Annotated in this window: 17 protein-coding genes and 1 pseudogene; 15 read left to right on the top strand and 3 right to left on the bottom strand. The window is 68.8% G+C overall.

Annotated elements, in window-relative coordinates; genetic code table 11:
- Nucleotides 1–353 (top strand): annotated as a pseudogene (locus L995_RS34505) (PLP-dependent aminotransferase family protein); the annotation flags it as partial.
- 20 nt (nucleotides 354–373) lie between these two features.
- Here the strand turns inward: L995_RS34505 and cobT are convergent.
- Nucleotides 374–1,627 carry a nicotinate-nucleotide--dimethylbenzimidazole phosphoribosyltransferase gene (cobT, locus tag L995_RS25155; RefSeq protein WP_082001626.1) on the bottom strand — a complete coding sequence of 418 codons (1,254 nt, stop codon included), beginning with the start codon at nucleotides 1,625–1,627 and terminating at the stop codon, nucleotides 374–376.
- Nucleotides 1,628–1,746: 119 nt separating this feature from the next.
- On the opposite strand from cobT, the gene L995_RS25160 reads away from it, so the two are divergent.
- The 7 genes from L995_RS25160 (at nucleotide 1,747) to otnI (ending at nucleotide 8,802) form a co-directional block, all read left to right on the top strand.
- Nucleotides 1,747–2,514, top strand: a complete 768-nt coding sequence (locus tag L995_RS25160) for a FadR/GntR family transcriptional regulator (protein WP_047474075.1) — start codon at nucleotides 1,747–1,749, stop codon at nucleotides 2,512–2,514.
- Nucleotides 2,515–2,660: 146 nt separating this feature from the next.
- Nucleotides 2,661–3,299, top strand: coding sequence for a 3-oxo-tetronate 4-phosphate decarboxylase (gene otnC, locus L995_RS25165; RefSeq protein ID WP_046988822.1), 639 nt, complete (start codon nucleotides 2,661–2,663; stop codon nucleotides 3,297–3,299).
- Between the two features lie 114 nt (nucleotides 3,300–3,413).
- On the top strand, nucleotides 3,414–4,745 hold the full coding sequence (locus L995_RS25170) for an MFS transporter (protein WP_047474076.1): 1,332 nt from the start codon (nucleotides 3,414–3,416) through the stop codon (nucleotides 4,743–4,745).
- A gap of 43 nt (nucleotides 4,746–4,788) precedes the next feature.
- Nucleotides 4,789–5,772, top strand: a complete 984-nt coding sequence (denD, locus tag L995_RS25175) for a D-erythronate dehydrogenase (RefSeq protein ID WP_047474077.1) — start codon at nucleotides 4,789–4,791, stop codon at nucleotides 5,770–5,772.
- A complete protein-coding gene (gene ltnD, locus L995_RS25180; protein WP_047474078.1) occupies nucleotides 5,769–6,689 on the top strand; it encodes an L-threonate dehydrogenase in 921 nt (306 codons plus the stop codon). Before denD ends, ltnD begins: the two co-directional genes overlap by 4 nt.
- Nucleotides 6,686–7,969, top strand: coding sequence for a 3-oxo-tetronate kinase (gene otnK / locus L995_RS25185; protein WP_047474079.1), 1,284 nt, complete (start codon nucleotides 6,686–6,688; stop codon nucleotides 7,967–7,969). Before ltnD ends, otnK begins: the two co-directional genes overlap by 4 nt.
- 35 nt (nucleotides 7,970–8,004) lie before the next feature.
- Complete coding sequence (otnI, locus tag L995_RS25190; RefSeq protein ID WP_047474080.1) at nucleotides 8,005–8,802, top strand: 2-oxo-tetronate isomerase; 798 nt, start codon at nucleotides 8,005–8,007, stop codon at nucleotides 8,800–8,802.
- Here otnI and L995_RS25195 read toward each other — a convergent pair.
- Nucleotides 8,762–9,673 (bottom strand): LysR family transcriptional regulator, encoded by a 912-nt coding sequence (locus L995_RS25195; RefSeq protein WP_047327144.1) that lies wholly within the window; start codon nucleotides 9,671–9,673, stop codon nucleotides 8,762–8,764. The two genes, otnI and L995_RS25195, sit on opposite strands and share 41 nt — an antisense overlap.
- A gap of 143 nt (nucleotides 9,674–9,816) precedes the next feature.
- On the opposite strand from L995_RS25195, the gene L995_RS25200 reads away from it, so the two are divergent.
- The 7 genes from L995_RS25200 (at nucleotide 9,817) to L995_RS25230 (ending at nucleotide 17,454) form a co-directional block, all read left to right on the top strand.
- On the top strand, nucleotides 9,817–10,371 hold the full coding sequence (locus L995_RS25200; protein ID WP_047474081.1) for a PCC domain-containing protein: 555 nt from the start codon (nucleotides 9,817–9,819) through the stop codon (nucleotides 10,369–10,371).
- Nucleotides 10,364–10,792: a PPC domain-containing DNA-binding protein gene (locus tag L995_RS25205; RefSeq protein ID WP_017406556.1), complete on the top strand. Its 429-nt coding sequence runs from the start codon at nucleotides 10,364–10,366 to the stop codon at nucleotides 10,790–10,792. Before L995_RS25200 ends, L995_RS25205 begins: the two co-directional genes overlap by 8 nt.
- On the top strand, nucleotides 10,789–11,634 hold the full coding sequence (locus tag L995_RS25210) for an SDR family NAD(P)-dependent oxidoreductase (RefSeq protein ID WP_047474082.1): 846 nt from the start codon (nucleotides 10,789–10,791) through the stop codon (nucleotides 11,632–11,634). Before L995_RS25205 ends, L995_RS25210 begins: the two co-directional genes overlap by 4 nt.
- Nucleotides 11,635–11,662: 28 nt before the next feature.
- Nucleotides 11,663–12,829: an acetyl-CoA acetyltransferase gene (locus L995_RS25215; RefSeq protein ID WP_047474083.1), complete on the top strand. Its 1,167-nt coding sequence runs from the start codon at nucleotides 11,663–11,665 to the stop codon at nucleotides 12,827–12,829.
- Nucleotides 12,826–14,502: an acyl-CoA synthetase gene (locus L995_RS25220; RefSeq protein ID WP_047474085.1), complete on the top strand. Its 1,677-nt coding sequence runs from the start codon at nucleotides 12,826–12,828 to the stop codon at nucleotides 14,500–14,502. The genes L995_RS25215 and L995_RS25220 overlap by 4 nt, the downstream gene beginning before the upstream one ends.
- 61 nt (nucleotides 14,503–14,563) lie before the next feature.
- A complete protein-coding gene (locus tag L995_RS25225) occupies nucleotides 14,564–15,580 on the top strand; it encodes a TRAP transporter substrate-binding protein (protein ID WP_047217644.1) in 1,017 nt (338 codons plus the stop codon).
- Entirely contained in the window at nucleotides 15,577–17,454 is a 1,878-nt protein-coding gene (locus L995_RS25230) for a TRAP transporter large permease (RefSeq protein WP_047474087.1), read from the top strand. Before L995_RS25225 ends, L995_RS25230 begins: the two co-directional genes overlap by 4 nt.
- Before the next feature lie 18 nt (nucleotides 17,455–17,472).
- Here L995_RS25230 and L995_RS25235 read toward each other — a convergent pair whose 3' ends face one another.
- Nucleotides 17,473–17,844 carry a hypothetical protein gene (locus L995_RS25235; RefSeq protein ID WP_016445227.1) on the bottom strand — a complete coding sequence of 124 codons (372 nt, stop codon included), beginning with the start codon at nucleotides 17,842–17,844 and terminating at the stop codon, nucleotides 17,473–17,475.
- Between the last annotated feature and the right edge of the window lie 104 nt (nucleotides 17,845–17,948).

A 17,948-nucleotide genomic window follows, 5' to 3' on the forward strand; every position in this document is an offset into this window, starting at 1 on the left:
TGGACAGCGGCCAGTTCTCGCGCCACCTGGGCCGCATGCGGCGCCTGTACCGCGAGCGCCAGGCGGCCCTGCGCGAGGCGCTTGCCACGCAACTGGGCGTGGAGCATGAGGTGCTGGGCGGCCACGGCGGCCTGCATTTGACCGTGCGGCTGCCGCCGGACCTGTCCGACCGCACCATCGTGGAGCAGGCACGGCGCGCCGGCATGAACCCGGGCGCCCTGTCGTCCTTCGCCCTGGCACCGCTGCCCCAGGACAACGGCCTGGTGATCGGCTATGGCAACACCGATGCCGCGCGCTTTGGCGCGCTGGTCAGGCGGCTGGGCAAGCTGGCGGCAGCTGCATTGCAGCGCTAGCCGCAGCGCAGCCCCGGCGGCTATGCCTGTTCCGAGCGCGTGCTCACCCCGGCCTGCGCAAAGCTGGCCATCTCGCCCAGCATGGCGCAGGCCGACACCAGCAGCGGCCAGGCCAGGGCCGCGCCCGAGCCTTCGCCCAGGCGCAGTTGCCAGTCCAGAAGCGGCTCGGCACCCAGGTGGGCCAGCATGCGCACATGGCCGGGCTCGCCCGAGCGGTGCGAGAAAACGCAGCGCTCCAGCACGGCCGGCTGCAGGCGGCTGGCCACCAGCACGGCGGCCGTGGTGATGAAGCCATCGACCACGATGACGCGCCGCTCGGCAGCGGCCTGCAGCACGGCGCCCACCATGGTGGCGACCTCGAAGCCGCCCATGGCCGCCAGCGCGTCCAGCGGTTCCGTGGCCTGGGCGTGCAGCTGCAGCACCTCCTGCAGCACACCGATCTTGCGCGCCAGCCCGGCCGCATCCAGGCCCGTGCCCGCACCCGTGACCTCGGCCAGCGGTTCGCCGCACAGCCGCGCCAGCAGCAAGGATGCGCTGGAGGTATTGCCAATGCCCATCTCGCCCAGCAGCAGCGCATTGCCCGGCAACTGGCGCACCAGGGCCGCGCCGTTGCGCAGGGCCATGGCGCATTCGGTGGCCGTCATGGCCGGGCCCTGGCTGCAGTCGCGCGTGCCGTAGCCCAGCTTGCGGCGCCACAGGCGCGGCTGGCCGGGCTGGGGAAGCTTGTCGTCGGGGTCCTGCTCGCGCGCGGGAAAGTCGCGTGCCACGCCGCAGTCCACCACGTTCAGCGCCAGCCCATGCTGGCGCGCCAGCACGCTGACGGCGGCGCCGCCGGCCATGAAGTTCTCGACCATCTGCCAGGTCACATCCACCGGATAGGCCGACACGCCGCGCGCAGCCAGCCCATGGTCGGCCGCAAACACCAGCATCTGCGGCTGCTGCAGCACCGGCCTGTCCTGACCCAGGATGCAGGCAATGCGCAGCGCCAGCTGCTCCAGCCGCCCCAGCGCGCCCAAAGGCTTGGTCTTGTGGTCTATGGCGTGCTGCACGCGCTGGGTGAAGGCGGCATCGGCCAGCGAGGCGATGGCGGGAATAGCGGCTATAGCGGTAGTGGCGGCAATAGCGGAAATGGCGCCATCGTGCGAGTGCTCTGTGGGTGCAGCGGAATGCGGGGTGGGCGTTGACATGGCGAAGCGGCCTTGGCCCGGGGCGGGCGTGGCAGGCGGATTGCAAAGGCGCAAGTATGGCGCGCCGCGCAACTCCGGCAGAACCATCGGTCTCTTTCCTGCCGCCATGGATGGTCTGGGCGTCGATTGCCGCAGCAGGCCGTACAGGCAGCACCGTTCTGAGACAATCGCTGCCACACGTGTCTCCCCAGCCCCCCACTCCCTCCATGACGGTTTCCTTCTCTGCCATCCAGCCCGGTCTCAAGCTTGCGGACCAGGTTGCCCGGCAGCTGGAGGCGCGCATCCGCGCCGGCAACCTGCAGCCGGGGCAGAAGCTGCCGACCGAGGCCGAGCTCGTGCAGCAGCTCGAGGTCAGCCGCACCGTCGTGCGCGAGGCGGTGTCCCAGCTCAAGTCGCGCAACCTGGTGGAATCGCGCCAGGGCAGCGGCGTGTTCGTGAAGGCGGCAGGCATAGAGCCACTGGACTTCGAAGGCCTGCCGGCGGCTGGCAGGAATGCGCTGATCCAGATCACCGAGGTGCGCCGCGCACTGGAGACCGAGGTGGCCGAACTCGCGGCGCGGCGGCGCAGCGAAGAGGATATGCAGCGCATCCACGATGCGGAGAGCGCCATGGCCGAGGCCGTGCGGCTGGGCCGTGATGGCGTGGAGGAAGACATGGCGTTTCACCGCGCCATTGCCCAGGCTTCGGGCAACCCGTTCCTGATCAGCACGCTGGACTACCTGTCTCAGTTCCTGCGCGGCGCCATGCGCATCACGCGCGCCAACGAGGCGCGGCGCGAGGACTTCGGCAAGGCCGTGGAACGCGAGCACCACAGCATCGTGCTGGCCATCGAGGCCGGCGACCCCAAGGCCGCGCGCAAGGCCGCCGCCACGCACATGGGCAACGCCATAGACCGCATCCACCGCGCCGACGCCAGCTTCTGGCAGCAGGACGGCGAACGCCTGGCCCGCGACATCCTGGCCGCCAAGCCCTGAACCTCCGAAACCACCCCTTGGCGCATGGCCAAGGGTTTTCACCTTATTTGGGTTTTTGCGCAAAATTTGTATGATGACCTGATGACAATATCAGTCACATCTCTTTTTGCACCCCGCACACCCGGCCTTTGCCTGGGCGTTCACCCATGAGCGACGAATCCCGCATCCGCGAGCAGATCTGCGCCACCGGCGCCAGCCTCTACCAGCGCGGCTACACCGTCGGCGCTGCCGGCAACATCAGTGCGCGCCTGCATGACGGCTGGCTGATCACCCCCACCGACGCCTGCCTGGGCCGGCTCGACCCGGCCGAGCTGTCCAAGGTCGATGCCGGCGGGCAGTGGGTCAGCGGCGCCAAGCCCTCCAAGACCCTGGTCCTGCATCGGGGCATCTACGGCAATGACGGCGAGGCGCGCGCCGTCATCCACACGCATTCCACCCATCTCGTGGCGCTGACGCTGTCCGGCGTCTGGCGCGAGGACGAGGTGCTGCCGCCCATCACCCCCTACCAGGTCATGAAGGTGGGCCGCATCCCGCTGATCCGCTACCGCCGGCCCGGCGATCCGCAGGCCGCCGCCGAGGTGGCCGCGCTGGCCGGCCAGGTGCGCGGCGCCCTGTTCGAGCGCCTGGGCCCCGTGGTCTGGGAACGCTCGGTGGAGCAGGCCAGCCATGTGCTGGAAGAGCTGGAGGAAACCGCAAGGCTCTGGCTCATGACCCATCCCCGGCCGCAGCCCCTGGACGCGGCCGCCATCGACGAGCTGCGCACCACCTTCGGGGCGCGCTACTGATTTGCACAGCGGCGCCCACGGCCGCATTCCACCACCCAGCCCATCCACAGCCGCGCAGCCGCCAGGCGGCGCACCAAGCGGCGAATCAAGCGGCGAACCCAAGGGAGACTTGAAATGACGACAACGGATATCGCATCCGGCCAGGCCGGGGCCCACCCTGCCCAGGCCGACTCTCCGGAGACGGCGCGCGCCTACGCCAAGGTGTTCTGGCGCCTCGTGCCGTTCCTGATGCTGTGCTATGTGATCGCCTACCTCGATCGCGTGAACGTGGGCTTTGCCAAGCTGCAGATGTCCCAGGACCTGGGCTTCAGCGAGACCGTGTTCGGCCTGGGCGCAGGCGTGTTCTTCATCGGCTACTTCCTCTTCGAGGTGCCCAGCAACCTGCTCATGCACCGCCTGGGCGCGCGCGTCTGGATCGCCCGCATCATGATCACCTGGGGCATTCTGTCGGCCATGTTCATGTATGTGGAAACGCCCACGGGCTTCTACATCCTGCGATTTCTGCTGGGCCTGGCCGAGGCGGGCTTCTACCCCGGCGTGATCCTGTACCTGACCTACTGGTACCCGGCCCACCGGCGCGCCAAGATCGTGGCGCTGTTCATGTCGGCCATCCCCGTGGCCGGCATCTTCGGCAACCCGCTGTCGGGCTGGATCATGCAGGCCTTCCACGGCGACCATGGCCTGCACGGCTGGCAGTGGATGTTCCTGATCGAGGCCATCCCCGCCCTGGTGATCGGCGTGGTGACCATCTTCTATCTGGACAACGGCATCTCCAGCGCCAAGTGGCTGACGGCCTCCGAAAAGCAGCTGCTGGCGCGCGAGATCGAGCTGGACCAGCAGCACTCAGGCTCCCAGAAGCATTCGCTCAAGGCCGTTTTCGCCGACCGCCGCGTCTGGTGGATGTGCCTGATCTACTTCGCCTTCGTCGCCGGCCAGTACGGGCTGACCTTCTGGATGCCCACGCTGATCAAGTCCACGGGCGTCACGGGCGCGCTGAACATCGGCCTGCTCAGTGCCATCCCCTTCCTGTGCGCCATCGTGGTGATGAACCTCATGGGCCACAGCGCCGACAAGCGCCGCGAGCGCCGCTGGCACCTGATCGTGCCCGCGCTGATGGGCGCCGTGGGCTTTGCGATGACGGCCTTCTTCGCCGACAACACGGTTCTTTCCCTGATCTTCCTTTCGCTGGCCGCAGCCGGCGTGCTGACCTGCGCGCCGCTGTTCTGGTCGCTGCCCACGGCCTTTCTGTCGGGCACGGCGGCGGCGGCGGGCATTGCCATCGTCAACTCGGTCGGCAACCTCGCGGGCTTCGCCAGCCCTTACATGATCGGCTACCTCAAGGACCTGACCCAGTCCACGCAGGCCGGCATGTTCGTGCTGGCGGGGGTGCTCGTGGTGGGCGCCATCGCGGTCTGGCTCACCCCCGCAAAGATGGTCAACCGCTGACCGGCCCTTCTTCCCATCCTTCAAGCTCCAAGCCCCAAGACACATGAAAGTACTGATCACCGGCGGCGCCGGATTCCTGGGCCAGCGCCTGGCCCGCAAGCTGCTCGAACAGGGTGCGCTGACGCTGGCCGGCACCCGCTGGCCCATCCACCAGATCGACCTGCTCGACGTGGTGGCCAACGACTCCATCGCGGATACGCGCGTGCGCTCCCTGGTGGGCGATATCGCCGACCCGCAGGTGCTGCGCGGCGCCATAGACCAGGACACGGCCGTGATCTTCCATCTGGCCGCCGTGGTCAGCGGCCAGGCCGAGGCCGACTTCGACCTGGGCATGCGCATCAACCTCGATGCCTCGCGCGCCCTGCTGGAGGCCTGCCGCGCCGTGGGCCACATGCCGCGCGTGGTCTTCACCAGCTCGGTGGCCGTCTACGGGGGCGACCTGCCCGACACCGTGCTGGACGGCACGGCCCTGAACCCGCAGTCCTCCTACGGCACGCAAAAAGCCATTGCCGAGCTGCTGCTGGCCGACTACACGCGGCGCGGCTTTGTCGACGGCCGCGTGCTGCGCCTGCCCACGATCAGCGTGCGCCCGGGCCGGCCCAATGCGGCCGCCTCGTCGTTTGCCAGCGGCATCATCCGCGAGCCCCTCAACGGCGAAGCGGCCAACTGCCCCGTGGGTGCCACCACGCGCCTGTGGCTGCTGTCCCCGCGCCGCGCCGTCGAGGCCCTGGTCGCAGGCTGCGAACTCGATGCCAGTGCCGTCGCCGACCGCCGGCCCATCAACCTGCCCGGCGTGTCCGTCAGCGCGGGCGACATGGTGCGCGCGCTGCGCGAAGTGGCGGGCGACGAAGTGGCCAACCGCGTGAGCTGGCAGCGCGACGACAAGGTCGAGCGCATCGTCGGCAGCTGGCCCGGCCGCTGGGATACCACGCGCGCCAACCGGCTGGGCCTGCGCGGCGACGAGGACTTTGCGGCCATCGTGCGCGCCTACATCGCCGATGACCTGACACCCCGACGCCAGCCATGAACCACACCACCGCCACACCCCGCGCCGTCGGCGTGATCGGCCTGGGCGCCATGGGCGCCGGCATGGCGCAAAGCCTGCGCCGCGCCGGCCACCACGTGCATGTCCACGACATCCGCCCCGAGGCCGCAGCCGCCTTCGCTGCCGAAGGTGGCACGGCCTGCGCCACGCTGGCCGACATGGCCGCCGCTTGCCGCATCATCGTCAGCGTGGTCGTCAACGCCCAGCAGACCGAGGCCGTGCTGTTCGGCGAAGGCGGCATCGCCTCTGCGCTGCAGCCCGGCTCCGTCTTCGTCATGTGCTCCACCGTGGACCCCAACTGGTCCGTGGCGCTGGAGGCCAGGCTGCAGGCGCAGGGCGTGCACTACATTGACGCGCCCATCTCCGGCGGCGCGGCCAAGGCCGCGTCCGGGCAGATGACCATGATGACGGCCGCCCACCCCGAGGCCTATGCCGCCTGCGAAGGCGTGCTCGACGCCATGGCCGCCAAGGTCTACCGCCTGGGCCACAGCGCGGGCGCGGGCAGCAAGGTCAAGATCATCAACCAGCTGCTGGCCGGCGTGCACATCGCGGCAGCGGCCGAGGCCATGGCCCTGGGCCTGCGCGAAGGCGTCGATGCCGCCGCGCTCTACGAGGTCATCACCCACAGCGCCGGCAACAGCTGGATGTTCGAGAACCGCATGGCCCACGTGCTGGCCGGCGACTACACCCCGCTGTCGGCCGTGGACATCTTCGTCAAGGACCTGGGCCTGGTGCTGGACACCGCGCGCCACAGCAAATTCCCGCTGCCCCTGGCCTCCACGGCCCACCAGATGTTCATGCAGGCATCCACCGCCGGCCATGGCCGCGAGGACGACAGCGCCGTCATCAAGATCTTCCCGGGCATCACCCTGCCCCCGGCTCCATCGGAATCCCCATGACCCTTCTTCTGGGCTGCATAGCCGACGACTTCACGGGCGCCACCGATCTGGCGAACAACCTGGTGCGCGCAGGCATGCGCGTGGTGCAAAGCATTGGCGTGCCTGCCGGCCCGGTGGACGAGGGCGTGGACGCCGTCGTTGTCGCGCTCAAGTCGCGCACCATCGCACCGGCCGACGCCATTGCGCAATCGCTGCAGGCCCTCCAATGGCTGCAGGCCCAGGGCGCCAATGGCCGCGCGCCGCAGATCTACTTCAAGTACTGCTCCACCTTCGACAGCACGCCGCAGGGCAACATCGGCCCCGTGACCGATGCGCTGATGGACGCGCTGGGCTGTGGCTTCACCATCGCCACACCGGCCTTCCCCGATAACCAGCGCACCGTCTTCAAGGGCCACCTGTTCGTGGGCGATGTGCTGCTCAGCGAAAGCGGCATGCGCAACCACCCTCTCACGCCCATGACCGATGCCAACCTGGTGCGCGTGCTGCAGGCGCAGACACGGCGCAAGGTGGGCCTGATCGACCATGTGGCGGTCGCACAGGGCGAAGCCGCCATTCGCGCGCGCATCGCCGCACTCCAGGCCGAGGGCGTGGGCATGGCCGTGGTCGATGCCGTCTCCAACGACGACCTGCTGCGCCTGGGCCCGGCGCTGGCCGGCATGCCGCTTGTCACGGCCGGCTCGGGCGTGGCCATCGGCCTGCCCGCGAACTTCGGCATACAGCCCTCGGTACAGGCCGCTGCCCTGCCAACCGCCACCGGCCTGCAGGCGGTCGTCTCAGGCAGTTGCTCGGTGGCCACCAATGCACAGGTGGCGCACTTCATCGCCTCGGGGCGCCCTGCCCTGGCGCTGGAGCCCCTGCGCATCGCCGCCGGCGAGGACGCAGCCGGCAAGGCCCTGGCCTGGGCCCGCCAGCACATCGCCAGCGGCCCGGTGCTGATCTACTCCACGGCCGAATCCTCGGCCGTCAAGGCCGTGCAGGGCCGCCTGGGCGTGGAGCAGGCCGGCGCACTGGTCGAACAGACCATCGCCGCCATCGCCCGGGGGCTGGTCGAGATGGGCGTGCGCCAGCTCGTCGTGGCCGGTGGCGAAACCTCGGGCGCCTGCGTGCAGGCGCTGGGCATCGAGCAGATGCGCATAGGGCCGCAGATCGACCCTGGCGTGCCCTGGTGCCATGCCGCCTCGCCCCTGGCGCCGCAGGGGCTGCACCTCACGCTCAAGTCCGGCAACTTCGGCACCACGGACTTCTTCACCAAGGCCTTCGGCGCGTTGCAGCGCGCCTGATGCCACACTCAGCCTCCGTTTTCAGGAAAGCCTTCATGCCCCGCTTCGCCGCCAACCTGTCCATGCTCTACAACGACCTGGACTTTCTTGACCGCTTCGAGGCCGCCGCGCGCGACGGCTTCCAGGCCGTCGAATACCTGTTTCCCTACGACTTCGCGCCCGAGCAACTGGCCCAGCGACTGCAGGACAACGGCCTGCAGCAGGTGCTGTTCAACGCCCCGCCCGGCGACTGGAACGCGGGCGAGCGCGGCCTGGCCTGCATCCCCGGGCGCGAGGCGGAATTTGCCCAGGGCATGGAACGCGCCATTGCCTATGCCCGCGCGCTGGGCTGCCCGCGCATCCACGTGATGGCCGGCCTCAAGCCCGAAGGCGCCAGCGACGATGCCCTGCGCGCCACCTACATCGCCAACGTGCGCCACGCCGCACGGCTGGCCGCGCCCCACGGCATCGCCATCCTGCTGGAGCCCATCAACGGCCGCGACATGCCCGGCTTCTTCCTGAGCCGCCAGGACCAGGCCCATGCGCTGCTGGCCGACATTGCCGAGCCCAACGTCCAGGTCCAGATGGACCTCTACCACTGCCAGATCGTCGAAGGCGACCTCGCCATGAAGATCCGCCAGTACCTGCCCACGGGCCGCATGGGCCACCTGCAGATCGCAGGCGTGCCCGAACGCCACGAACCCGACGTCGGCGAGGTCAACTACCCCTACCTGTTCCGCCTGCTGGACCAGCTTGGCTACGACGGCTGGATAGGCTGCGAATACCGCCCCGCGCGCGGCGCGGCCGCGCACGCTACCAGCGAGGGGCTGGGGTGGATGAAGGAGTGGCTGTAGATCCAGGCAGATACCCCCGCAGCGCACGCACCAGCGGCGAATCATCGGCACGCCGCCAGACGGCGACCGTCTCCACGGCCGTCCTTTCCCCCAACAAGGGCCGGTAGACCACGCCTTCACGGTGCAGGGCCTGCACACAGGCGGGTACCAGCGCCACGCCCAAACCGCCAGAGACCAGGCTGACGATGGTGTGCATCTGCCGCGCCGCGAACAGCCGGGGGCTGAAGCCGTGGCGCATGCAGGTGGAGACGATGGCATCGAACATCAACGGCCCCTGGTGGCGCTCGAAGCCCAGGAAACGCTCCTGGGCCAGTTTCTCCAGCGCGATGCGCCGGTTGCGGGCCAGCGGGTGGGACTCGGGCAAGGCCACCACCAGCGGCTCGCTGCGCACCAGCACAGAGTCCAGTGACGCGGGCAGGTCCGGCGTGCGAAATACCAGGCCGATATCCAGCCGCCCGCTCTCGATGTCATGTGCAATCTGGTCGGTCGTGCCCTCCTGCAGCGATAGCCGGACCTGCGGATAGTCCTCGCCAAAGCGCCTCAGCGTTTCCGGCAGGAAGGAGTAGGCCGGCAGGCTGATGAACCCGATGGACATGGAGCCCATGAGCCCCTGCGAGGTCTCGCGTGCGCGGCGCCGCATGGTGTCGGCAGCGGCCAGCACGGCACGGGCGTCGCGCAACGCATCCTCCCCGGCTTTCGTAAGCACGATGCGCCGCGACGTGCGCTCCAGCAGCGTCACGCCCAGCTCCTCCTCCAGCTCCTTGATGGCCAGGCTCACGGGGGGCTGGGTCAGGTGCAGGCGCTCGGCCGCACGACCGAAGTGCATCTCCTCGACCACGGCCACGAAGCACCGCAGATGTCGCATGTCCATTCATAGCCTCCGCAAATCGATCCATATGAATTGCAAATTTCCTTGCATTGAACCAGATCCCTAGACTGCGCTGCAGGCCTGTACGCACCATCCCGCGCCCAGGACAACACAAGCTGAATACAAAGCAGCAGCAGGAGACAAACATGCCAGAGCGCCTCGCGGGCCTGCCCAGGCCACGCACCCTCATACATCCCGGCCCCTGCAGCGCCGTGCGACTGGATCACCGGCAAGCGCCCGCTGCGCGCCACATGCGGCTGGCCCTGGCGCCCGGGCTGACGCTGTTCGACGCCATCGTCGGCGCACTGTCATCGGCCAGCGTCGAGAGTGCCTCGCTGACCTTGCTGGAAGGCGATCTCGAAGACCTGGATTTCTGCGTGGCGCCACCCGATCGCAGCGGCCATGTCGTGGCCACCTACGGCCCGCCCGCGACACTGCAGGCCGCCAGGCTGCTGTTCGGCAACGCCACGCTCGGCTGCGCCGAAACAGGGCATCCGGCTTTGCACTGCCATGCCGTCTTCTCCAGCGCACAGGGCCACCTGCTCGGCGGCCATGTGCTCACGCAGCGCTGCCGCATCGTCAATGCGCCCGTCAGCGCCCTGGCGACCTCGCTGGACGGGTTCGGACTGCGCATCGCCTACGACCCTGAAACGCGCATGTCCCTGATGCGTCCGGCCGCCGCGCAGGTCTGCCATGGCTGAGGCCCGCATGGTCGAGTCGGGCCGCATGGGCCGCGTCGCCTACGCACGCATTGCCCCCAACGAAGATCTGGTGCTGAGCGTGGAAAAGCTCTGCGCACTGCAGGGCTTTCGCAACGCCTTCGTGCGCGGCGCCCTGGGCAGCCTGGTCGATGCCTGCCTGGCGCGCGCCGACGGCGGTTGCCTGTTGCTGCGCGGGCCGGCCATCGAGGTGGTCAGCCTCGCCGGTGAGGTGCGCTGCCAGGACGACGGCTCGCTGCGTGCCTGCCTGAGCGGCGTGGTCGCCGACACCACCGGCCAGGTGCATGGCGGCCCCTTCGTGGCCGGAGCCAACCCCGTCTGCATCACCTTCGAGCTGACCCTCGAAGAGTGGCTTCCCCAAACCCCTTCTGCCTTGACCCCGGATCCAGGAGCCTGTCCATGAACCAACGAGATTCCCATCCATCCCCCGCACGCGTCGCCGTGGTCACCGGAGGGGCGCGCGGCATAGGCCGGTCCATCGGCGAATGGTTTCTACAGCGGGGCTGGCGCGTAGCGCTGCTGGACATCGACAGTGAAACGCTGGAGCGCACGGCGCAGGACATGGACTGCCCGGCCCGGCTGCTGTGCCAGCATTGCGACGTCTCGAACCCGCAGCAGGTGGACGAGGCCGCCACCGCCGTCATGGCGCGCTGGGGCCGCGTGGATGCGCTGGTCAACAACGCCGGCGTGGCGGTCTTCAAGCCCGTGCTGGAGACATCGTTCGAGGAATGGCGCACGGTCATGGCCACCAACCTCGACGGCGCCTTTCTCTGCACGCAGGCCTTCGGTGCCCGGATGGCTCGCAACGAAGGCCACGGCGGCAGCGGCGGAGCCATCGTCAACATCGCCTCCATCTCGGGCCTCCGGGCAAGCACGCTGCGCGTGGCCTATGGCACGAGCAAGGCCGCCCTCATCCACATGACGCGCCAGCATGCGGTGGAACTTGGCAATCTGGGCGTGCGCGTCAACGTGATCGCGCCAGGGCCGGTGGAGACCGAGATGGCCAAGCTCGTGCACAGCGTCGCCATACGCTCCGACTACCACGACGCCATCCCGCTGGGCCGCTACGGCACACCACAGGAAATGGCAGAGGCCGTGGGCTTTCTTTGCAGCGATACGGCCAGCTTCATCAACGGCCAGGTGCTGGCCGTCGACGGCGGCTTCGATGCCGCAGGCGTGGGTCTGCCCACGCTGCGCCGCCGGCTGGCCGAGGCACCGGCAACAGTGCAGTCCGCGCAGTCCTGAACACCGCCCGCACCACAGGAGCCACGCCATGAACCCACCCCGCATCATCGGCTGGGGCCACACGCCCTTCGGAAAGCATGCCGCAGCCGATGCCGAGCAACTGCTGCGTGACGCCATCGACCCGGCACTGCAAACCGCCGGCCTGGAGCCCCGGGACATCGACGGCATCTTCGTCGGCCACTTCAATGGCGGCCTTCTGCCACAGGATTTCAGCGCCAGCCTGGTGGCCCTGGCCGTGCCTGAACTGCGCCATGTGCCCGCCACGCGCAGCGAGAACGCCTGCGCCACCGGCTCGGCTGCCATCTGGGCTGCGCTCGACGCCGTGCAGTCCGGCCGCATACGTTGCGCGCTGGTGGTGGGCTTCGAGATCATGAACGCCCAGCCTGGGCAGAAAATTGCCGAGATCCTGCTGCGCTGCTCCTACGTGAAGGAGGAAGCTGCCACACCGGCGGGCTTCGCAGGCGTGTTCGGGCAGATCGCCACCCGCTATTTCGAACGCTTCGGCGACCAGAGCGATGCACTGGCAGCCATCGCGGCCAAGAACCATGCCAACGGCGTGCACAACCCCTTCGCCCACATGCGGCGTGACCTGGGCCTGGACTTCTGCCGCCACGCCTCGGACAGGAACCCCTTCGTCGCAGGCCCGCTCAAGCGCTCGGACTGCTCGCTGGTCTCCGACGGCGCGGCCGCCCTGGTCATCTCGCGCCAGGCCTGCGGCAATGCCAGCGTGGCGCCCGTGCGCTGGCGCTCGCGCACCCAGGTCAACGACCTCCTGCCCCTGTCGCGGCGGGACCCCACGCGCTTCGAAGGCGCCGCCCTGGCGTGGCAGCGCGGGCTGGCCGACGCAGGCGTCACGCTGGCCGACCTGGGCTTCGTGGAAACACATGACTGCTTCACCATGGCCGAACTGCTGGAATACGAGGCCATGGGCCTGGCGCCACATGGCCAAGGCGCGCGCGCCATCCTCGACGGCAGCACATGCCGCGACGGGCGGCTGCCCGTCAACCCGTCGGGAGGACTCAAGTCGCGCGGCCATCCCATAGGCGCGACAGGCGTTTCCCAGCATGTGATGGCGGCCATGCAGCTGTCAGGCTCGGCCGGGGCCATGCAACTGCCCGCGCCCCGGCTGGGCGCCGTCTTCAACATGGGTGGTGCGGCCGTGGCCAACTACCTGAGCGTGCTGGAGGCCGCATGAACAGGCTTGCACCTGCGGACATCGCGGCAGTCCCCGCGCCCCAGGCAGCCAACCTGTCGCTGCTGCTGTCGCAGACGGCCGCCCTGTTTCCCGACAGGCCCGGCCTGATCCAGGGCGACCGCCGCTGGACCTGGGCGCAGATCGATGCGCGCGTCAATGCGCTGGTCCAAGGCCTGCGCGCGCTGGGCATGCAGGCCGGTGACCGCCTGCTGGTGCAGTCTCGCAACGGCATTGCCCTGTTTGAAAGCTGCTGGGCCGCCTTCCGGCTCGGCGCCGTCTGGGTGCCGGTCAACTTCCGGCTTACACCATCCGAAGTGGCTTGGCTGGGCCACGCCAGCGGCGCCACCGCCATGCTGGCCGAAGAGGGCTTCGCCGGCCATGTGGACGCCGTGCGCGCCGCTTCGCCACGGCTGCGGCATGTGATCACCATCGGCCGGCCTCGCGAAAGCCAGGGCGAGCAGGACTACGAGCAATTGCTGCATGACAACGCAGGCGCTCCCGCATCTGCAGCCCATGTGCATGCCGATACGCCGCTGTGGTTCTTCTACACCTCCGGCACCACAGGCCGGCCCAAGGCCGCGATGCTCACCCATGGACAGATGGCCTTCGTGGTGACCAACCACCTTGCCGACCTGATCCCGGGCACGGACGAGCGCGACTGCTCCATTGCCGTGGCACCGCTGTCGCACGGCGCAGGCATACATGCCCTGCTCAACGTGGCGCGCGGTGCGGCCACAGTGCTGCCCACCGCCGACCGGCTGGACCCTGCCGAGGTCTGGGAGCTGGTGCAGCGGCACCGGGTCACCAATCTCTTCACCGTGCCCACCATCGTCAAGCTGCTGGTGGAAGACCCCGCGGTGGACCGCTTCGACCACGGATCGCTGCGCTACGTGGTCTATGCGGGCGCGCCCATGTACCACGCCGACCAGCAGCGCGCATTGCACAAGCTGGGCCCGGTGCTGGTGCAGTACTTCGGCCTGGGCGAGGTGACGGGCTGCATCACCGTGCTGACGCCCTCCATGCACGCACTGGACGACGGGCACAGCGACGGCAGCACCGGCACCGCCGACACATTGATCGGAACCTGCGGGCGCCCGCGCACGGGCATGGAGGTCGCCATCCTCGACCACCGGTTGCAGCCCGTTCCAACGGGCGCCATCGGCGAGATCTGCTGCCGCGGCCCCGCCGTCTTTGCGGGCTACCACGACAACCCCGAGGCCACGGCCCAGGCCTTTCGGGGCGGCTGGTTCCACACGGGCGATCTCGGGCGGCTGGACGAGCGGGGCCTGCTCTACATCACGGGGCGGGAATCGGACATGTACATCTCGGGCGGCTCCAACGTCTATCCGCGCGAAATCGAGGAGGCGCTGCTGACCCATCCCGCCGTGGCCGAGGTCGCCGTGCTCGGCATGCCCGACGCCACCTGGGGCGAGATCGGCGTGGCCGTGGTGGTCGCGCGGGAGGGTGCCGATGCCACCGCTGGAGACCTCACGGCCGAGGCGCTGCTGGCGCACCTGGAGGGCCGCTGCGCGCGCTACCGCTGGCCGCGCCAGTTCCACTTCTGGGACGCCCTGCCCCGCTCGGGCTACGGCAAGGTGGTCAAGAAGGACATACGCGAACGCCTGCTGCAGAACATGACGCAGGGAAAGGAGCAGGCCGCCCCGACCCCGTGATGCGCCCCCCGCGCGCAGCTTGCGCCCGAACGACACAAAGACAACACTCAGGAGACAAGCCATGACCCTTTCCCGACGCCACGTGCTGCACGGTGCCGCAGCCTGCGCCCTTCCACTGGCCCTTTCACAGCGCAGCGCCTTCGCCAGCAAGGCCGAATTCCGCTACAAGTACGCCAACAACCTGCCCGCCACGCATCCCATGAACATCCGGGCCCTGCAGATGTCGCAGGCCATCCTGGCCGAGACCGGTGGACGGGTGGACATCCAGGTCTTCTCCAATGGGCAGCTCGGCTCGGACACCGATGTGCTGGGCCAGTTGCGCTCGGGCGGCGTGGAGTTCTTCACGCTGTCGGGCCTGATCCTGTCCACCCTGGTGCCGGCAGCCTCCATCAGCGGCGTGGGCTTTGCATTCGACGGCTATGACAGTGTCTGGAAGGCCATGGACGGCGAGCTGGGCGCCCATATCCGCGCACGCATCGCCCAGGCCAACCTGGTGGCCATGGAGCGCATCTGGGACAACGGTTTCCGGCAGATCACCTCCTCCACGCGCCCCATCGCGGGTCCCGCCGACCTGCAGGGCTTCAAGATCCGCGTGCCCGTCTCTCCGCTGTGGACCTCGATGTTCAAGGCGCTGGACAGCGCGCCCGCGTCCATCAACTTTGCCGAGGTCTATTCCTCGCTGCAGACGAAGATCGTGGACGGGCAGGAGAACCCGCTGGCCATCATCTCCACGGCCAAGCTCTACGAGGTGCAGAAGTACTGCTCGCTCACCAACCACATGTGGGACGGTTTCTGGTTCCTGGCCAACCGCCGCGCCTGGGAAAGGCTGCCCCCAGACCTGCGCGACATCGTGGCGCGACACATCAATGCCGCAGGCCTGCGCGAACGCGACGATGTCGCCGAGCTCAACGCTGGCCTGCAAAAGGAGCTGGCCGCCAAGGGCCTGGCCTTCAACACTGCCGACACCGCCGCCTTCCGTGAGCGGTTGCGCAAGGCCGGCTTCTACGCCGAATGGAAGCGCAAGCACGGTGACCAGGCCTGGGCCATCCTCGAGCGCAGCGTCGGGGCGCTGGCATGACTGCGCCCCAGGACAAGCCCGCCCATACCCCGCACGATGCCTGGACCGCGTGGGACCGCATCGACCGCTGGATGGGCGCGGCCGTGGCTTGCGCGGCGGGCCTGCTGGTGCTGGCCGATATCGGCGTGCTGTTTGCGGGAGTGGTGGCACGCTTTGTCTTCCACCAGCCACTGGTCTGGGCGGATGAACTGGCCTCCATGCTCTTCATCTGGCTGGCCATGCTGGGTGCCGTGATCGCACTGCGGCGCGCCGAGCACATGCGCATGACGGCCCTGCTCTCGCGCCTGTCGCCTGCGCGCCGGGCCCTGTTCGATGCCATCGGCACCTGTGCCACGCTGGCCTTTCTCGCCTTGGTTGCCTGGCCCGCATGGGAATGGGCAGCGGACGAGCGCTTCATCACCACGCCCGCGCTGGAAATCTCCAACATCTGGCGCGCTGCGGCACTGCCCGCCGGCATCGTGCTGATGGCTGTTTTCTCGGTGCTGCGCCTGGTGCGCAGCGGCGAAAAGGCGGCGGCCTGGAAGGCACTGGCCGTGGTGGCCGCCGTCATGGCGGCGTTCGTGCTGGCAAACGGCATCTTCGGCCTCTTCGAGGACCTGGGGCGCCTGAACCTGCTGGTCTTCTTCGTCGGCGTGGTCGCGGCCTGCGTGTTCGGCGGCGTGCCCATTGCCTTTGCCTTCGGCCTGGGCACGCTCGGCTATCTGGCCCTGGCCACGGACACCGCCCTGCCCGTGATCGTCGGGCGCATGGACGAAGGCATGTCCCACCTCATCCTGCTGGCCGTTCCGCTGTTCGTCTTCCTGGGGCTGCTGATCGAGATGACGGGCATGGCGCGCGCCATGGTGGCTTTTCTCGCGGGCCTGCTCGGCCATGTGCGCGGCGGCCTGTCCTATGTGCTTGTGGGGGCCATGTACCTGGTCTCGGGCATCTCGGGCTCCAAGGCGGCCGACATGGCGGCCGTGGCTCCGGCCCTGTTCCCCGAAATGCGCAAGCGCGGCGCGGACGAAGGCGATCTGGTGGCCCTGCTGTCAGCCACGGGCGCGCAGACGGAAACCGTGCCGCCCAGCCTGGTGCTGATCACCATCGGCTCGGTCACGGGTGTCTCCATCGCCGCGCTGTTCACGGGCGGGCTGCTGCCGGCCCTGGTGCTGGGCCTGTCGCTGTGCCTAGTCGTCTGGTGGCGCTCGCGCCATGACCAGCCGCCGCAGACACAGCGCCAGCCCTGGTCGCAGATCGCGCGGCTAGGCTTCATCGCCCTGCCGGCACTGGCGCTGCCCTTCGTGATCCGCGCGGCCGTGGTCGAGGGCGTGGCCACGGCCACCGAAGTCTCGACCCTGGGCATTGCCTACGCGGCCATTGCGGGTCTGCTGATCTACCGCCAGTTCGACTGGCGCCGCCTGGGGCCCATGCTCGTGGCCACGGCATCGCTGTCGGGCGCCATCCTGCTCATCATCGGCACTGCCACGGCCATGGCCTGGGGCCTGACCCAATCGGGCTTCTCGCGCTCGCTGGCGGAGGCGATGGCCGCCCTGCCCGGCGGGGCACCCGCGTTTCTCGCGGTCTCGCTACTGATCTTCGTCATCCTCGGATCGGTGTTGGAAGGCATACCCGCCATCGTGCTGTTCGGCCCGCTGCTGTTTCCCATCGCACGCGACCTGGGCATCCATGAAGTGCACTACGCCATCGTCGTCGTGCTCGCCATGGGCCTGGGCCTGTTCGCCCCACCACTGGGCGTGGGCTACTACGCAGCCTGCGCCATAGGCCAGATCCACCCGGACAAGGGCTTGCGGCCCATCGTGGGCTACCTGCTGGCGCTGTTGCTGGGTACGGTGGCGGTGGCGGCCGTGCCCTGGCTGTCGATCGGATTTCTGTAGAGGCGCGGCCGCCTGCGTTCAGGAATACTCCAGATCGCTGTGCTTGCTGGTCACCAGCCGGCCGGCCGACAGCGACATCATCAGCAGCGCAATCGCCTCATGCATGATCAGCGTGTGCGTGTTGCCGGTCTCCACCATCTTGCTGCGCAACGACTCGCGCACCTGGGGGGAGCCGGTCACGTCGATGATGATGTCCACCGCTGCATCCACCAGATCCATGAACCGTGTGGTGACCGGCACGCCACGCGCGCGCGCCAGTGCGATGCCGGGCTGGTCCAGGTCCAGGTCGGCCACCCCGAGCAACTGCACGAAGGGCGCGTCCAGCAACTGCTGCAGCAAGGGAGTGCCGGTCTGCCCCGCACCAATGACCACGATCCGGAAGGCTTGCATGGGATGAATCCTTTTTCCATATGGGAAGTACGGCGCCATCATAGAAATGCCTTGCCGGTGCGCGCCGGTCCGGGGCGGGTGGAATGGGTTTGTATGACACGCGG

Source organism: Delftia sp. ZNC0008 (assembly GCF_000799035.1).
GTDB lineage: Bacteria > Pseudomonadota > Gammaproteobacteria > Burkholderiales > Burkholderiaceae_C > Comamonas > Comamonas tsuruhatensis.

Excerpts from the sequence above, each read along its gene's own strand:
- cobT (WP_082001626.1), bottom strand. The coding sequence starts at position 1,627 with ATGGTTCTGCCGGAGTTGCGCGGCGCGCCATACTTGCGCCTTTGCAAT.
- L995_RS25160 (WP_047474075.1), top strand. The coding sequence starts at position 1,747 with ATGACGGTTTCCTTCTCTGCCATCCAGCCCGGTCTCAAGCTTGCGGAC.
- otnC (WP_046988822.1), top strand. The coding sequence starts at position 2,661 with ATGAGCGACGAATCCCGCATCCGCGAGCAGATCTGCGCCACCGGCGCC.
- L995_RS25170 (WP_047474076.1), top strand. The coding sequence starts at position 3,414 with ATGACGACAACGGATATCGCATCCGGCCAGGCCGGGGCCCACCCTGCC.
- denD (WP_047474077.1), top strand. The coding sequence starts at position 4,789 with ATGAAAGTACTGATCACCGGCGGCGCCGGATTCCTGGGCCAGCGCCTG.
- ltnD (WP_047474078.1), top strand. The coding sequence starts at position 5,769 with ATGAACCACACCACCGCCACACCCCGCGCCGTCGGCGTGATCGGCCTG.
- otnK (WP_047474079.1), top strand. The coding sequence starts at position 6,686 with ATGACCCTTCTTCTGGGCTGCATAGCCGACGACTTCACGGGCGCCACC.
- otnI (WP_047474080.1), top strand. The coding sequence starts at position 8,005 with ATGCCCCGCTTCGCCGCCAACCTGTCCATGCTCTACAACGACCTGGAC.
- L995_RS25195 (WP_047327144.1), bottom strand. The coding sequence starts at position 9,673 with ATGGACATGCGACATCTGCGGTGCTTCGTGGCCGTGGTCGAGGAGATG.
- L995_RS25200 (WP_047474081.1), top strand. The coding sequence starts at position 9,817 with ATGCCAGAGCGCCTCGCGGGCCTGCCCAGGCCACGCACCCTCATACAT.
- L995_RS25205 (WP_017406556.1), top strand. The coding sequence starts at position 10,364 with ATGGCTGAGGCCCGCATGGTCGAGTCGGGCCGCATGGGCCGCGTCGCC.
- L995_RS25210 (WP_047474082.1), top strand. The coding sequence starts at position 10,789 with ATGAACCAACGAGATTCCCATCCATCCCCCGCACGCGTCGCCGTGGTC.
- L995_RS25215 (WP_047474083.1), top strand. The coding sequence starts at position 11,663 with ATGAACCCACCCCGCATCATCGGCTGGGGCCACACGCCCTTCGGAAAG.
- L995_RS25220 (WP_047474085.1), top strand. The coding sequence starts at position 12,826 with ATGAACAGGCTTGCACCTGCGGACATCGCGGCAGTCCCCGCGCCCCAG.
- L995_RS25225 (WP_047217644.1), top strand. The coding sequence starts at position 14,564 with ATGACCCTTTCCCGACGCCACGTGCTGCACGGTGCCGCAGCCTGCGCC.
- L995_RS25230 (WP_047474087.1), top strand. The coding sequence starts at position 15,577 with ATGACTGCGCCCCAGGACAAGCCCGCCCATACCCCGCACGATGCCTGG.
- L995_RS25235 (WP_016445227.1), bottom strand. The coding sequence starts at position 17,844 with ATGCAAGCCTTCCGGATCGTGGTCATTGGTGCGGGGCAGACCGGCACT.